Here is a 15,763-nt window from a genome sequence, read left to right on the forward strand (position 1 = left end):
TAGAGTGGGGCGCGTGGGACTCGAACCCACAACCTACGGATTAAAAGTCCGCTACTCTGCCATTGAGCTAGCGCCCCTCGCGGCCAAGCGTAGCCAACTCGATGGTCCGGTGGGTAACGGGTTGCGCTCGGCGTGGGCAGGGTCCGGTAAGAGCTGGCTCGCGCGGCGGGTGTGAGGCCGGGCGGTGAACGGGAGTTGGACCCGGCCGACCTGTGAGCAATCATTTTGCCGAGGCTGCCACCCGTCCCGTATGCTCTACAAGTCCCCAACGGACAGGCGTCCGGGGGGAATCCGAACCTCGCGAGAGGGCTCGGCCCCATCGTCTAGCGGCCTAGGACACCGCCCTTTCAAGGCGGCGGCGCGGGTTCGAATCCCGTTGGGGCTACGGCCGGAAACGGTCAGGTTCAGTCGATCAGAGCAGCTGAAATGGCGTGCTAGGATCGCCGGGCCGAACAAGCAAGGTCCTGTGGAGCAGCTAGGAGTGCTCGTCACCCTGTCAAGGTGAAGGTCGCGGGTTCGAATCCCGTCAGGACCGCTCGGAGCGATCGAGCGTCGTCGGCAACTAGGCTGCTTATGACGCTTGTCGGAGTCCGGGGCCAGGTAGCTCAGTCGGTACGAGCGTCCGCCTGAAAAGCGGAAGGTCGGCGGTTCGACCCCGCCCCTGGCCACAGAGACATGGTGAGTGTCAGCGCTGTAGGTGTTGGGCCGAGTTAGGGAGTTCGGACATCTGTTCGGGCTCCTTTCTTGTTCTCAGGGTGTGTGGGTGGGTATGAGCGTGGGCGTGACCGCTGGCTAGGGGGGGTGCGGTCGGTGAGTTGCTTGTGCTTTACGCGACTGGCGTCGGTGTGGGGTGCTTGGGGACTCGTCGCTGGTGCGTGTGTCACGGAATGGCCCGGATTGGGCCTGGCGGATAATCCGAGGTCGTTTGGGTTCTCGGCACCTATGCTTGGTGGGCCATGGCCAGCGCGCATCACCCTTCGGATGGGTCCACTCCCACTGATGCTGTTCGTGTTGCTGAAGAGGACGGTCCGGTGCGTGATGCGTCGGATGCATCCGGTGTGCGTGGGCGTGGGCGTGACGAGCGCGTGAGCGGGCGCGGGGCGGTGCGGCGCGCGGCTAGGTCTGGAGGTGGTGCTGGCGGTAGCGCGTCGGGCGGTGCGCTTGATGATCTGCGGGCGCGGCTTGGGGAGGTCTCGCTTTGGGACGAGGCGCGGCTGCGGAGGCGGTTGGATGGGGCACGTAAGGCGCGGCGGCCGGAGGCTGTAGCCGCGATTCGGGCGCAGATCTTGGAGCAGATCGACGCTTCTGTGGCGCGGGTCTCGGCGCGGCGGGCCAATGTGCCGGCGATTAGTTATCCGGACCTGCCGGTCAGCCAGCGTAGGGACGAGATTCTCACGGCGATCCGGGACCACCAGGTGGTGATCGTCGCTGGAGAGACGGGCTCGGGCAAGACCACTCAGCTGCCGAAGATCTGCTTGGAGCTGGGGCGTGGTGTGCGCGGGGTGATCGGGCATACGCAGCCGCGGCGGTTGGCCGCGCGCACGGTGGCTGCTCGGATCGCCGAGGAACTCAAGACGCCGCTGGGCAGTGCGGTGGGGTACAAGGTCCGGTTCACCGAGCAGGGTGGCGAGCACGTCAACGTCAAGCTCATGACGGACGGGATCCTGCTGGCCGAGTTGCAGCATGATCGGGAGTTGTTGAGGTATGACACTCTGATCATCGACGAGGCTCATGAGCGGAGCCTCAATATCGACTTCATCTTGGGGTATCTGAAGCAGCTGCTGCCGCGTCGGCCGGATCTGAAGGTGATCATCACCTCGGCGACGATCGACCCGGAACGGTTCGCGTCGCACTTCGGCGACGCTCGGGGGCCCGCGCCGATCATCGAGGTGTCGGGGCGGACGTATCCCGTGGAGATGCGGTACAGGCCGCTTGTGGATCTTGAGGATCCGGATGCGGACGCGGATCGGGATCAGATCCAGGCCATTTGCGATGCCGTGGAGGAGCTTGAGCATGAGCCACCGGGGGATGTGCTGGTCTTTCTGAGCGGAGAGCGGGAGATCAGGGATACGGCGGATGCGTTAGGCAAGCTTGGGTTGCGGAACACGGAGGTATTGCCGCTTTACGCCCGACTGTCGACGGCTGAGCAGCACCGGGTGTTCCAGCCGCATACGGGGCGACGGATCGTGTTGGCGACGAACGTTGCCGAGACCTCGCTGACCGTCCCGGGGGTCAAGTACGTAGTCGATCCGGGCACGGCACGCATCTCGCGCTACAGCCACCGGCTCAAGGTGCAGCGGCTGCCGATCGAGGCAATCTCGCAGGCCTCGGCGAATCAGCGGGCGGGGCGGTGTGGGCGTACGTCGGATGGCGTATGTATCAGGTTGTATTCGGAAGTGGATTTCTTGGGGCGGGCCCGGTTCACGGAGCCGGAGATCCTGCGGACGAACCTGGCGTCCGTGATCCTGCAGATGACGTCGATCGGGTTGGGGGACATCGCGGCCTTCCCGTTTGTGGAGCCACCGGATCGGCGCAATGTGCGGGATGGGCTGGATCTGCTGCATGAGTTGGGGGCTGTTGAGGCGGTTGAGGGGGCATTTGGGGCGGGGGCGGGCACGGCGGTTGGGGCGAGGGTTGGGGCGAGGGTTGGGGTGGGTGCAGGAGCGGGGGTGGGGGCGGGGAAGCAGCCTCGGTTGACTGAGGTGGGGCGGAAGCTGGCACGGCTGCCGGTGGATCCGCGGCTGGCTCGGATGGTGGTGGAGGCGGCGGGTACCGGCTGCGTCAACGAGATCATGGTGATCGTGGCTGCGCTGTCGATCCAGGATCCGCGGGAGCGGCCTGTCGACCGGCAGCAGGCTGCCACGCAGGCGCATGCACGGTTTGTGGACAAGGAGCAGCAGTCTGATTTTCTGACTTATCTTCGGTTGTGGGAGTACCTGCGGGAGAAACAGCGGGAGCTGTCGTCGAATCAGTTCCGCAAGCTGTGCAAGAGCGAGTTTCTGCACTACCTGCGAGTACGCGAGTGGCAGGACCTGCACGCGCAGCTGCGGCAGGCGGCGAAGGATCTCGGGGTGACGCCGAACACGGTGCCGGCGGATCCGGCGCTGGTGCATCAGGCGGTGCTCAGCGGGCTGCTCTCGCACATCGGGATGTACGAGCAGGAGAAGCGGGAGTACGTGGGGGCGAGGAACGCCCGGTTCGCCGTTTTCCCCGGGTCGTCGCTGTTCAAGAAGTCGCCGCGGTGGGTCATGGCGGCGGAGTTGGTGGAGACCTCGCGGCTGTGGGGGCGGATCGCGGCGCGGATCGAGCCGGAGTGGGCCGAGGGGCTGGCCGAGCACCTGGTCAAGCGCGGCTACAGCGAGCCGCACTGGTCCTCGGAGCAGGGCGCGGTGCTGGCATACGAGAAGGTGACGCTGTACGGGCTGCCGATCGTGGCTCAGCGCAGGGTCAACTACGGGAAGATCGACCCGGAACTCAGCCGCGAACTGTTCATCCGGCACGCGCTGGTGCAGGGCGAGTGGCGCACGCACCACGAGTTCTATTCGCGAAACCGCAAGCTGCTCGGCGAGGTCGAGGAGTTGGAGAACCGGGCACGGCGGCGCGACATCGCCGTGCACGACGACGCCATCTTCGCGTTCTACGACCAGCGGGTCGGCAAGGACGTCGTCTCGGCGGCGCACTTCGACCGCTGGTGGAAGGAGACGCGGCGGGAGAGTCCGCAGCTGTTGGACTTCGACCGGGCGATGCTCGTCAACGAGCGTGCGGGCGCTGTGCTTGAGGACGACTATCCGGACCTGTGGCGGCAAGGGCGGCTGCGGTTCAAGCTGACCTACCAGTTCGAGCCTGGCGCGGATGCGGACGGGGTGACCGTGCATGTCCCGTTGGCGGTGCTCAATCAGGTTGAGCCGGTCGGTTTCGACTGGCAGATCCCGGGGTTGCGGGAGGAGTTGGTCACCGAGCTGATCCGCTCGCTGCCCAAGCCGATCCGGCGCAGCTTCGTGCCCGCGCCGAACTACGCGAAGGCGTTGCTCGACCGGCTGCCGACACGCGAAGGGGCGCTGCTGGACGGGCTGGAGCGAGAGATGCGGCGGATGGGGGCGCCGGGGCTTGAGCGGGAGGATTGGGACCTGGAGAAGGTTCCCGAGCATCTGAAGATGACGTTCCGGGTCGTCAACGAGCGCGGCGGGAAGATCGCGGAAGACAAGGATCTGGAAGCGCTCAAGCTGCGGCTCAAGGCTCAGGTGCGCGAGTCGATCTCGGCGGCGGCGGACGACCTGGAACGCACGGGGCTGAAGGGCTGGGAGTTCGGGACGATCGCGCGCACCTTCGAGCAGCACCGGCTCGGCGTGGCGATGAAGGCGTACCCGGCGCTGGTGGACGAGGGCGTGTCAGTCGGCATCCGGCTGCTGGATACCGAGGAGGAGCAGGCGGAGTCGACCCGGCTCGGCACACGGCGGCTGCTGATGCTGACCGTCCCCTCGCCGACCAGGTCGATGCTCGCCGCACTGGACAACCGGGAGAAGCTGGCGCTGGGGACGAATCCGTACGGGCCGGTACCGAAGCTCTTCGAGAACTGCGTGGCCTGCGCGACCGATTATCTGATTGATCGTCACGGGGGCGTGGTGTGGGATGCGGAGGGCTTCGCCCGGCTGCGTGACGAAGTGCGCGAGGAACTCGCCGAGACGGCGGAGACTGTGGTGAAGCTGGCTGCGGCGGTCTTGGCTGCGGCGCACGAGCTCGATCGGCGGCTGCGCGGGACGGTGAGCTTGTCACTGCTGCCGTCGTTCAACGACGCGCGGGCACAACTCGCCGGGTTGGTCCGGCCCGGATTCATCGCGGAGACCGGGTACGAACAACTTGCTCACGTGCCGCGCTACCTGCGTGCGCTGAGCTATCGGCTCGACAAGATGGTCGATGAGCCGTACCGGGACCAAGCGAACCTGGCGAAGATCCAACAGTTGGAGGGCGAGTACGAGGCCGCCGTGGCGCGTGTGCCGCGGGGGCACCGGCCTGGCGCGGAGTTGCTGCGGGCACGTTGGATGCTGGAAGAGCTGCGGGTCAGCCTGTTCGCTCAACAGATCGGCACGGCTTATCCCGTGTCAGAGAAGCGTGTACGCAAGGCACTCGGCGCGTAACGGCGCACGCGCAGTGACATCGCGGCGTATATCGCAGCTCACTGCGCGCTGCCTTCCATCCTCTGGTCATCCCCCAGGGCAGGAACGAACCGGTCCGCGCGGGAAGCCCTCGCGGACCGGATCCCTCCTGCTCCGATGCTTCTACTTCTACTTCACGTGCTTCTACTCCGAGTAGCTCCGCACAGCTGTGGCCAGCGACTTGGCACTGGCCACCGGCTGCTAACCTTCGGTGCGCTGCGCCGGGATGCCGGCGAGCAGCGCCCGCACCTCGGCCTCGCGGTAGCGGCGGTGCCCACCGAGGGTGCGGATCGAGGTGAGCTTGCCGGCCTTGGCCCAGCGGGTCACCGTCTTCGGGTCCACCCGGAACATCGTGGCGACCTCTGCCGGGGTCAGCAGCGGCTCCGCCTCGGGCGTACGCGCGGTCATGAACGGCCTCCTCCATTGAACGGACCACTCCTCGTGGTCCGATTCGGCTGGATCCTCCCCGATAGCCCGCCATGCCCCCGCTGTCAGCAAATGGGCGTGTCGGTGATCGGACGAACGTCTTGTCGTTCAAGAACTAGAACTACACCATCCGAAGTGGTTTGGAGGCGAACTCTATGAAATCGATACACAGGGCCCACAACTTCGCCGATGCACCCGAGCCAGCCATTTGCGGACAGTAGCGACACAGTGACGTCTCGTCACTCGGTTCGGGCGGAGCGTACACATCGGATGTGCCGGGACAGGATATGGATCCACCCGTGCAGGTGGAAGCCTTTTGGTGCGTTTGTTAACCAAGTGGCGGACCAGAGCGCGTAGCGATCGCGATGTTCGGCGTCCGCCGACCAGGCGCCACCCTCGTCCACCCGGCGCGGCCGACACGGTTCTACGCTGGGCGCAGGCTCGACTGCCCACTCGAAAAGGAGTCCCGAGCAGTGAACACCGTCGCCACAAGCGCCCCGGTACCCACGCCTAACCCCTCGCCGTTCCAAACCGGCGGTCCCGAGCAGGTCGTGTACTGCCACGACGAGCCCAGCGGACTGCGCGCCATCATCGCGATCCACTCGACCGCGCTGGGGCCGGCCCTCGGCGGAACCCGTTTCTTCCCGTACCCGACCGAGGCCGACGCACTGGCCGACGTCCTGAACCTGGCCCGCGGCATGGCCTACAAGAACGCTTTGGCCGGTTTGGACCTCGGCGGCGGCAAGGCGGTGATCATCGGTGATCCGACCACTGACAAGACCGAGTCGCTGTTGCGTGCCTATGGCCGCTTCGTCCAGTCTCTCGGCGGCCGCTACTACACGGCCTGCGACGTCGGCACCTACGTCCCGGACATGGACGTGATCGCGCGCGAGTGCGACTTCGTGACCGGCCGCTCCCCGGAGAACGGCGGCGCCGGGGACTCGTCGATCCTCACCGCGATCGGTGTCTTCCAGGGCATGCGCGCCTGCGCCCAGGCGGCCTGGGGCGAGCCGACGCTGGCCGATCGCCGGGTCGGCATCGCCGGCGTCGGGAAGGTCGGCCGCCACCTGATCGCCCACCTGCTTCAGGACGGGGCGCAGATCACCGTCGCCGACGTGAACCCGGCCGCGCTGGACTGGGTCCGCCGGAATCATCCGGAGGTGGCCGTAGCCGAGTCGGCCGACGAACTCATCCGGACCGGGTTGGACGTCTACGCACCGTGCGCGCTCGGCGGAGCGCTCGACGACGAGACAGTCGGTGCCTTGACCGCGTCCGTCGTGTGCGGCGCCGCGAACAACCAGCTCGCGCACCCCGGCATCGACAAGGCCCTGGCCGATCGGGGCGTGCTGTATGCGCCGGACTACCTGGTCAACGCGGGGGGCGTGATCCAGGTCGGCGATGAGGCGGCGTACCGGGAGCGTGGCGGATTCTCCTTCGAGCGCGCACGTAAGCGGGCCGAGGGGATCTTCGACACGATGCTGACGATTATCCGGCTGGCCGGCGAGGAGGGCGTGCCGCCGGCGGTGGCCGCGGACCGGCTCGCCGAGCGGCGGATGCGGGACGTCGCGCGGCTGCGCGGGATCCTGCTGCCCGAGGGCGCGCGAGAACTGCGGGGCTGAACGGCGGACGGTGGGGGCCGCAGCGGCTGAACCCGGCGAGCCCCCACCGCACCATCCGCTTCGCGTCGATTCAGGCGGGTTGGACCCGAGCGATCCCCGGTTTCCACACTGCTAGGAGTCGGGCGCGGCCTACATGCGTCCGTGTGCCAAATCGACCTGCTACGCCGCCGCACTGTATCCTCAGGTGAGGTATCTCCTTGTCGTCGGTTCAAATCGCGGCCCGCGTGCCGTACCGAACCGGCGGGGAACCAGGTACCTTTGACTTTGTGACCGGTCCCGCGATCCCCACCGAGGCACCGGTCGCGTAAGTGACTGTGTCAGTGATCATGTGTCGAGACCCGGGGCCGAGAGCGCCCCGTCGTTGAGGGGGTCGAGCCAATGGGGCGCGGCCGGGCCAAGGCCAAGCAGACCAAGGTCGCCCGCCAGCTGAAGTACAGCGGCGGCGGGACGGACCTGGATCGTTTGCGGTCTGAACTGGGCGTCACCGATTCGCGGACGAACGGCGCCGAGGACGACCTCGACGAGCGCTACGCGGCCTGGGCGGATCAGGATGACGACGAGGAAGACGAGGATGAGGACGAGGAGGACGACGGTCCTTACCGCCCTCACGGGACTAACGGGAACAACGGCAGCAGCCGTCATCGAGCCGGCTAGTCAGCTTCAGGGGCGCTCGACCTGCGTCGAGCGCCTTTTGCTGTCCGCATCCGGTTGGGTAACTGTTCTTGAGTGCGTAGCTGGTTGCCCGTCCGAGGTACCTGCCCGGCGAGTTGATGTGCGGGCAGGTGGGTTCGGACGGGCTGCTCGGCGTTTTGGTTCGCCCGCAGGTACAGTTCGGCTTGCTCGTGGTTCAGTTCGGGTAGGCGCCGGTGAGTGCGGCGCTGCCAGGTGCGTCCGCCGCCGGTCCCCGCTCGATCGAACCGAGCAGCCAGGCGCCCTGCCCCAGTTCGCGCAGGATCGCCAGGGTCGCGCTGGCGTCGTCGGCCGGGACGACGGCGACCATGCCGACGCCCATGTTGAGCGTGCGCTCCAGCTCCTCGCGCTCGATCGAGCCGAGCGTGCCGACCAGGTCGAACACCGGGGCCGGCCGCCAAGTGGAGCGGTCGAGCCGAGCGTGCAGGCCGGCTGGGATCACCCGGGCCAGGTTCGCCGCCAAGCCACCGCCGGTGATGTGCGCGTACGCGTGCACGTCGATGCGGCGGGCCAGTTCCAGGCAGGTACGCGTGTAGATCCGGGTCGGTTCGAGCAGTTCCTCACCCAGGGTGCGGCCGAACTCGGCGACCGGCCGGTCGAGTGACCAGCCGGCCTGGCTCAGCAGCACATGCCGGACCAGGGAGTACCCGTTCGAGTGCAGGCCCGAGGAGGCCAGCGCGACCACCGTGTCGTCTGCCGCGATCCGCTCGGGTCCGAGCAGCGCGTCCGCCTCGACCACTCCGGTCGCCGCGCCCGCGACGTCGTATTCGTCGGCTGCCAGCAGGCCCGGGTGCTCCGCGGTCTCGCCGCCGACCAGGGCGCAGCCGGCCTGGACGCAGGCCTCGGCGATGCCGCGGACGATCGCCGCGATGCGTTCGGGCACGACCTTGCCGGTGGCGATGTAGTCGGTCATGAACAGCGGCTCGGCCCCGCAGACCACCAGGTCGTCGACCACCATGCCGACCAGGTCGAAGCCGATGGTGTGGTGCACGTCCAGCCGCTGCGCGATGGCCACCTTCGTGCCGACGCCGTCGGTCGAGGTGGCCAGCAGCGGCCGCCGGTAGGCGGTCAGCTTCGATGCGTCGAAGAGCCCGGCGAAGCCGCCGAGCCCGCCGACGACCTCGGGCCGGGTGGCCTTGGCGACCCACTGCTTCATCAGCTCGACCGCGCGGTCGCCCGCCTCGATGTCTACTCCGGCCGCCGCGTACGTCGCGCCGCCGGGGCGGGGGTTGTCGGTCACGCTGATTCCTTGGCTCTGTCGAGTGGTGTGTCGAGTGGCGTTCAGAGGGAGGGGCGCCCGGGGAAGGTGATTGCGGCCACGTGATTCAGGGACGGGCGAGGGCGGAGGCCGCGGTGGCGGGCACTTCCAGCAGGTGCTTGCCGAGCTGTTCGGGGTCGGGCAGTTCGACCGGGTAGACCCCGTCGAAGCAGGCGCGGCACAGCCGGTCGCCCGGGATCGAAGTGGCCTCGATCATGCCTTCCAGGGAGATGTAGCCGAGCGAGTCGGCGCCCAGGGACGCGGCGATCTCGTCGATGTTCAGGCCGTTGGCGATCAGTTCGGCGCGAGTGGCGAAGTCGATGCCGTAGAAGCACGGCCACTTGACCGGCGGTGAGGAGATCCGGATGTGTACTTCCTTCGCGCCCGCCTCACGCAGCATCCGTACCAGCGCGCGCTGGGTGTTCCCGCGCACGATCGAGTCGTCGACCACGACCAGGCGCTTGCCCTCGATCACCTCGCGCAGCGGGTTGAGCTTGAGGCGGATGCCGAGCTGCCGGATGGTCTGGCTCGGCTGGATGAACGTGCGGCCCACGTAGGCGTTCTTGACCAGGCCCTGGCCGTACGGGATACCGGACTGCTCGGCGTATCCGATCGCGGCGGGCGTGCCGGACTCCGGTGTCGGTATCACCAGGTCGGCCTCGACCGGATGCTCGCGGGCCAGCCGGCGGCCCATGTCGACCCGGGATGCGTTCACGGAGCGGCCGGCGATGCTGGTGTCCGGGCGGGCCAGGTAGACATACTCGAAGACGCAGCCCTTGGGCTCGGCGACGGCGAAACGCCGGCTGCGCAGCCCGTTCTCGTCGACGGCGATCAGTTCGCCGGGATCGACCTCGCGCACGAACGAAGCGCCGACGATGTCCAGCGCGGCGGTCTCGCTGGCCACGACGTAGCCGCGTTCGAGCCGGCCGAGCACCAGCGGCCGGATACCCTGCGGGTCGCGCGCCGCGTAGAGCGTGGTCTCGTCCATGAACACCAGCGAGAAGGCGCCGTGCAGGCGCGGCAGGATGTCGACGGCGGCCTCTTCGAGCGGCCGGTCGGTCTGCCTGGCCAGCAGCTCGGTCATCAGGTCGCTGTCCGAGGTGGCGCCGCGGTCCTTGCCGGGCACGTCGCCGTTGGAACGGGCCTCGGCCACCATCCGGGCCAGTTCGGCGGTGTTGGTCAGGTTGCCGTTGTGGCCGAGGGCCAGCGCGCCGTGCCCGGTGGCCCGGAAGGTGGGCTGGGCGTTCTCCCAGACCGAGGAGCCGGTGGTGGAGTAGCGGGTGTGGCCGACCGCGAGGTGCCCCCGCAGCGAGCGCAGCGTCGCCTCGTCGAAGACCTGGGAGACCAGGCCCATGTCCTTGTAGACCAGGATCTGCGAGCCGTTGGACACGGCGATGCCGGCGGATTCCTGGCCGCGGTGCTGAAGAGCGTAGAGGCCGAAGTAGCTGAGCTTGGCGACTTCCTCTCCGGGAGCCCAGACCCCGAAGACTCCGCAGGCGTCCTGCGGGCCCTTGTCGTCGGCGAAGGTTTCGTGCGAGAGACGTCCATCCGGGCGAGTCACGCGTCCAGCTTACGTGATGCGCGGCCGTCGTCAGACCGTCGGTTGATATTGATGTTGTGTTCAAGGTGTGCATTCGAAAGCGCGTGCACGCGCAAGGTGCGCAGCCGAAGCGCGCTGTCACGGCAGGGGCAGGAATCCCGACAGGTCGCTACGCGGCCCGTAGGCGCTGATCCGGCCGTCCACCACGCCGTCAGCCCAGTTCAGCTCGCCGAGGGCGAGGTCGAGCCAGGTCTGCGCGTCGACTTCGACCACGTTCGGCGGCGTGCCACGCGTGTGCCGGGGGCCTTCGACGCACTGGACCGCGATGAACGGCGGCACGCGCAGTTCGACGCTGTGGCCCGGGACCAGCGTCGCGAAGGCCCGGACGCTCGCCCTGATCAGCTCGCCGAGCGCCGCCCGGTCGCCTGGAGTCAGCGCGACGCGGGCGGCGAGAAGTTCCTGACGGTCCATCGGTTCGCGGCCCCGACTCCCGATTCCGGTCGGCGGCCGGTCAGCCGAAGAGGGCGGGGAAGGTGCCGGTGTGCGCGCGGCGCAGCTCGTCGAGCGGGATCGAGAACTGACCACGAACGTCAACCGCGCCGCCGCCCACGACGCCGATATGGGCGACCGGCAGGCCTCGGGAGCGGCACAGGTCGGTGAACCGCTGCTCCTCGGCGCGCGGCACGGCGACGACGGCGCGGCCTGCGGACTCGGCGAAGAGCGCGACGAAGGGGTCGAGCTCCTCGGGCAGCTCGATCCGGGCACCGTGGCCGCCGCGCAACGCGGATTCGACCACCGCCTGGATCAGACCGCCGTCGGAGAGGTCGTGCGCGGCGGAGAGCATCCCGCCCCGGGAGCCGGTGACCAGGATCTCGGCCAGCAACCGCTCGCGTTCCAGGTCTACCCGCGGCGGCAGCCCGCCGAGGTGTCCGTGCACGACGTGCGACCACTCGGAGCCGCCGAACTCGTCGCGGGTCTCGCCGAGCAGCAGCAAGACGTCGCCGTCGGCCTCGAAGCCGAGGCGGGTACGGCGGGTCACGTCGTCGATCACGCCGAGCACGCCGACGATCGGCGTCGGGTGGATCGGGACGTCGCCGGTCTGGTTGTAGAAGGAGACGTTGCCACCGGTGACCGGTGTGCCGAGAGTCTGGCAGGCGTCGGCCAGGCCGCGGGTCGCCTCGGCGAACTGCCACATGACCTCGGGGTCCTCGGGGGAGCCGAAGTTGAGGCAGTCGGTGACGGCGAGAGGCCTGGCGCCGGTCGCGGCGACGTTGCGGTACGCCTCGGCCAGGGCGAGTTGCGCGCCGGCGTACGGGTCGAGCTTGGTGTAGCGGCCGTTGCCGTCGGTGGCCAGCGCGATGCCCAGGTTCGATTCCTCGTCGAGGCGCAGCATCCCGGAGTCCTCGCCGTGCGCGAGGACCGTGTTGCCGCGCACCCGGTGGTCGTACTGCTCGACGACCCAGCGCTTGTCGGCCAGGTTCGGGCTGGCGACCAGGCGCAGCACGGTCTCGCGCAGTTCCTCGCCGGTCTTGGGGCGGCTGAGCGAGTCGGGGGTGGCGGCCTGAAGTGCGTCCTGCCAGGCCGGGCGGTGGAACGGACGGTGGTAGACCGGGCCCTCGTGCGCGAGGGTCCGCGGGTCCACGTCCACGATGGTCTCGCCGTGCCAGGTCATCCGCAGTCGGCCGGTTTCGGTGACCGTCCCGATGACGGTGGCGGTGACGTCCCACTTCTCGCAGAGCTCGAAGAAGCGCGCGACCTTGGCGGGGGTGACCACCGCCATCATCCGCTCCTGCGACTCGCTCATCAGGATCTCTTCGGGCACGAGCGTGGCGTCGCGCAGTGGGGCGAGGTCGAGCTGCACGTCCATGCCGCCGACGCCCGCGCGTTGCAGACCGGCCGCGGCCAGTTCGGTCGTCGCGCAGGACAGGCCTGCCGCGCCGAGGTCCTGGATGCCGACGACCAGGTCCTCAGCGAAGATCTCCAGGCAGCACTCGATCAGGGCCTTCTCCATGAAGGGGTCGCCTACCTGTACCGAGGGACGCTTCGAAGGCTTGCCCTCGTCGAAGGTCGCGGAGGCGAGCACGGATGCTCCGCCGATGCCGTCGCCGCCGGTACGCGCGCCGAACAGGACGACCTTGTTGCCGGTGCCGTGTGCCTGGGCAAGCTTGATCTCACTTTTGCGCATGACACCCACGGCGAGCGCGTTGACCAGCGGGTTGCCTGCGTAGCACGAGTCGAACACGACCTCGCCGCCGATGTTGGGCAAGCCGAGCGAGTTGCCGTAGCCACCGATGCCGCGCACGACGCCGGGCAGCACGCGGTGCGTGTCCGGGGCGTCCGCTGCGCCGAACCGCAGCGGGTCCATGACCGCGATCGGGCGGGCGCCCATGGTAAGGATGTCGCGGACGATGCCGCCGACCCCGGTGGCCGCGCCCTGGTACGGCTCGACGTACGAGGGATGGTTGTGCGACTCGATCTTGAAGGTGACGGCGAGGTCGCCGCCGACGTCCACCACTCCGGCGTTCTCTCCCGGGCCGACCAGCAGACAGCTTTTCTCTCCCCTGGCGACGTCCGGGGCCTTCTCGCCGAACTGCTTCAGGTGCACCTTCGAGGACTTGTACGAGCAGTGCTCAGACCACATGACCGAGTACATGGCCAGTTCGGACGAAGTGGGCCGACGGCCGAGGATCTCCCGGATGCGGGCGTACTCGTCCGGCTTTACACCGAGCGCCTCGTACGGTTGCTCGCGGTCCGGTGTGACCGAGGCATGCTCCACGGTGTCGGCGACGTACCCGGTGTCGGCGACGTACCCGGTGTCGGCTACGTTCCCGGTGCGGGTGACAGATGAGGTTTGCGCGGGCATCAGGCGGCCACCAACTGCTTGAGGATGGACGTGAAGAACGGCAGGCCGTCGGTGGCCGGGCCGGGATACGGGCCGGTGAGCGCTTCGACGGCGTGTTCCGGATGCGGCATCAGGCCGACGACGTTGCCTGCGGCGTTGGCGATTCCGGCGATGTCCCGGGCGGAGCCGTTGGGATTGTCGAGGTAGCGGGCGATGACCCGGCCCTCGGCTTCAAGCTGGTCCAGGGTGCGCTCGTCGGCGGTGTACCTGCCCTCGCCGTTCTTGATCGGGATGACGATTTCCTGGCCGACGGCGTAGTCGCGGGTCCATGCGGTGCGGTCGGACTCGACCCGCAGCCGCTCGTCCCGATTGATGAAGAGCATGCCGCCGTTGCGGATGAGCGCGCCGGGCAGCAGGTGCGACTCGCACAGCACCTGGAAGCCGTTGCAGATGCCGAGCACGGGAAGACCGTCCCGTGCCCCGGCGATGACCGACTCCATCACCGGCGAGAATCGTGCGATGGCCCCGGCCCGCAGGTAGTCGCCATAAGAGAAGCCGCCCGGCAGGATGACGGCGTCGACGTCGTGCAACTCGGGATCGCGGTGCCAGAGCGGCACCGGCCCTGCGCCGACCAGGGCGACCGCCCGCAACGCGTCCTGGTCGTCCTGGCTGCCAGGAAAGGTGACGACACCGATGCGGGGCGACATCAGTCGCTCCCCTGCTCGGCGCCTGCCAGCCGCATGCTGTCCGCCATGGCGTCGGCCGACGCACTGTCGGATGATGCACTGTCGGATGACGCACTGTCGGATGACGCACTGTCGGCCGCCGCGCCGTGGACCGCGGTAAGGGGCGTCGTCGCGGCGGTGCCGGTTGTCGCGGCTCCGGTCAGCGCGGGATCGAACGCAACCGTGAATTCCTCGATGACCGTGTTCGCGAGCAGCTTTTCGGCCATCTCGCGCGCCTTGGCCAGCGCGGCTTCGTCGGCCGGGCCGTCCAGCTCGATCTCGAAGCGCTTACCCTGCCGCACGTCCACGATGCCGTCGAAGCCCAGCCGCGGCAGCGCGCGCTGTACCGCTTGCCCTTGTGGATCGAGGATCTCCGGCTTGAGCATGACGTCGACCACGACTCGTGCCATGTGCACTCCCACTGGTGTCTTCAACGGCTCTTGGCAGCCCACGGCCGCGGGCTGTCTGCTGTTGGCGGTACCTCAAAGAATACCGGGGTGCCACCGGTGCACCCGGCGCGCCGAAATTCGGGGCGACTCGGCGCGCGGGCACACGGCTACAGGCAAGCTGCGAGCACACAGTTGCTGCTGTGGGCACGCGGCTGCGGCATCGACGGCATCCAACTGCGGGCGCCCCAGCTCGGGGCAGCCGGCTACTGGAACGTTCGGCCGGTGAGCCGCTCGTACGCCTCGACGTAGCGGTCCCGGGTGCGTTCGACGATCTCGGCAGGCAATGGGGGCGGTGGCTGGTCGGACTTCGGATCCCAGCCTGACTCCGGTGACGTCAGCCAGTCGCGGACGAACTGTTTGTCGTAGGACTGCTGCGGCCGACCGGGCTGCCACTGGTCGGCGGGCCAGAAACGGGAGGAGTCGGGGGTGAGGACCTCGTCCGCGAGCACGATGGTCCCGTCGGCGCGGCGGCCGAACTCGAACTTGGTGTCCGCCAGGATGATGCCGCGCTCCAGCGCGATGTCCCGCGCGGTCGAGTACACGGTGAGCGTCAGCTGACGCAACTGTTCTGCGACGACTGCTCCGGTGCGGCTGGCCACCTCGTCGAACGCGACGTTCTCGTCGTGCTCGCCTTGCTCGGCTTTGACCGCGGGGGTGAAGACCGGCTCGTCCAGCCGGGAGCCGTCCACCAGTCCGTCGGGCAGCGGTATGCCGCACACGGTGCCCGAGACGCGGTATTCGGCCAGGCCGGACCCGGTCAGGTAGCCGCGGGCGACGCATTCGATCAGGAACATGTCGAGGCGTTCGCAGAGCATCGAGCGCCCGCGCAATTCGTCCGCGTGCGTGGCAAGAGCACCGGGGTAGTCGACAGGATCGGCAGACACCAGGTGGTTGGGCACAAGGTCGGCGAGGCGTTCGAACCACCAGAGCGAGAGCTGCGTCAGGATGCGGCCCTTGTCCGGGATCGGGGTCTGGAGAATGTAGTCGTAGGCAGAGATCCGGTCCGAAGCCACCAGGAGCAGTCGGTCGTCGACCGCGTAGAGCTCGCGAACCTTGCCGGA

General features: G+C 68.3%; 10 protein-coding genes, 4 tRNA genes and 1 pseudogene. 6 read left to right on the plus strand and 9 right to left on the minus strand.

Annotation, left to right across the window (positions count from 1 at the left end; genetic code table 11):
- Window positions 1-5 precede the first annotated feature (5 nt).
- Window positions 6-77: transfer RNA gene (locus VGS97_RS25555), tRNA-Lys, on the minus strand.
- A gap of 235 nt (window positions 78-312) precedes the next feature.
- Between VGS97_RS25555 and VGS97_RS25560 the strand changes: the two genes are divergently transcribed.
- From VGS97_RS25560 to hrpA, 4 genes are all read left to right on the plus strand, one after another.
- Window positions 313-385: transfer RNA gene (locus VGS97_RS25560), tRNA-Glu, on the plus strand.
- 75 nt (window positions 386-460) lie between these two features.
- Window positions 461-535, plus strand: a tRNA-Asp gene (locus VGS97_RS25565).
- Window positions 536-594: 59 nt separating this feature from the next.
- A tRNA-Phe gene (locus VGS97_RS25570) sits at window positions 595-668 on the plus strand.
- A 501-nt stretch (window positions 669-1,169) separates the two neighbouring features.
- Window positions 1,170-5,135 carry an ATP-dependent RNA helicase HrpA gene (gene hrpA, locus VGS97_RS25575; RefSeq protein ID WP_349262260.1) on the plus strand — a complete coding sequence of 1,322 codons (3,966 nt, stop codon included), beginning with the start codon at window positions 1,170-1,172 and terminating at the stop codon, window positions 5,133-5,135.
- 219 nt (window positions 5,136-5,354) lie between these two features.
- Here the strand turns inward: hrpA and bldC are convergent, their stop codons facing one another.
- Entirely contained in the window at window positions 5,355-5,561 is a 207-nt protein-coding gene (gene bldC / locus VGS97_RS25580) for a developmental transcriptional regulator BldC (protein WP_324839035.1), read from the minus strand.
- 569 nt (window positions 5,562-6,130) lie between these two features.
- On the opposite strand from bldC, the gene VGS97_RS25585 reads away from it, so the two are divergent.
- A complete protein-coding gene (locus tag VGS97_RS25585; protein ID WP_349262261.1) occupies window positions 6,131-7,198 on the plus strand; it encodes a Glu/Leu/Phe/Val family dehydrogenase in 1,068 nt (355 codons plus the stop codon).
- Between the two features lie 378 nt (window positions 7,199-7,576).
- The gene (locus VGS97_RS25590) at window positions 7,577-7,852 is read left to right on the plus strand and encodes a DUF3073 domain-containing protein (protein WP_326856206.1); all 276 of its coding nucleotides are present in this window, start codon (window positions 7,577-7,579) and stop codon (window positions 7,850-7,852) included.
- A 193-nt stretch (window positions 7,853-8,045) separates the two neighbouring features.
- Here the strand turns inward: VGS97_RS25590 and purM are convergent, their stop codons facing one another.
- From purM to VGS97_RS25625, 7 genes and pseudogenes are all read right to left on the minus strand, one after another.
- The gene (gene purM, locus VGS97_RS25595) at window positions 8,046-9,134 is read right to left on the minus strand and encodes a phosphoribosylformylglycinamidine cyclo-ligase (RefSeq protein WP_414641831.1); all 1,089 of its coding nucleotides are present in this window, start codon (window positions 9,132-9,134) and stop codon (window positions 8,046-8,048) included.
- A 79-nt stretch (window positions 9,135-9,213) separates the two neighbouring features.
- Window positions 9,214-10,707: an amidophosphoribosyltransferase gene (purF, locus tag VGS97_RS25600; protein ID WP_326856208.1), complete on the minus strand. Its 1,494-nt coding sequence runs from the start codon at window positions 10,705-10,707 to the stop codon at window positions 9,214-9,216.
- A gap of 117 nt (window positions 10,708-10,824) precedes the next feature.
- On the minus strand, window positions 10,825-11,157 hold the full coding sequence (locus VGS97_RS25605) for a sterol carrier family protein (protein WP_326856209.1): 333 nt from the start codon (window positions 11,155-11,157) through the stop codon (window positions 10,825-10,827).
- Between the two features lie 40 nt (window positions 11,158-11,197).
- A complete protein-coding gene (gene purL / locus VGS97_RS25610; protein ID WP_326856210.1) occupies window positions 11,198-13,549 on the minus strand; it encodes a phosphoribosylformylglycinamidine synthase subunit PurL in 2,352 nt (783 codons plus the stop codon).
- On the minus strand, window positions 13,549-14,235 hold the full coding sequence (purQ, locus tag VGS97_RS25615) for a phosphoribosylformylglycinamidine synthase subunit PurQ (RefSeq protein ID WP_326856211.1): 687 nt from the start codon (window positions 14,233-14,235) through the stop codon (window positions 13,549-13,551). The genes purL and purQ overlap by 1 nt, the downstream gene beginning before the upstream one ends.
- Before the next feature lie 167 nt (window positions 14,236-14,402).
- A pseudogene (gene purS, locus VGS97_RS25620) lies at window positions 14,403-14,663 on the minus strand (phosphoribosylformylglycinamidine synthase subunit PurS); the annotation flags it as partial.
- Between the two features lie 242 nt (window positions 14,664-14,905).
- Window positions 14,906-15,763, minus strand: an 858-nt coding sequence (locus VGS97_RS25625) for a phosphoribosylaminoimidazolesuccinocarboxamide synthase (RefSeq protein WP_326856212.1), incomplete at its 5' end; no start/stop codon positions are given.

This window comes from Actinocrinis sp., assembly GCF_035946395.1.
GTDB lineage: Bacteria > Actinomycetota > Actinomycetes > Streptomycetales > Catenulisporaceae > Actinocrinis.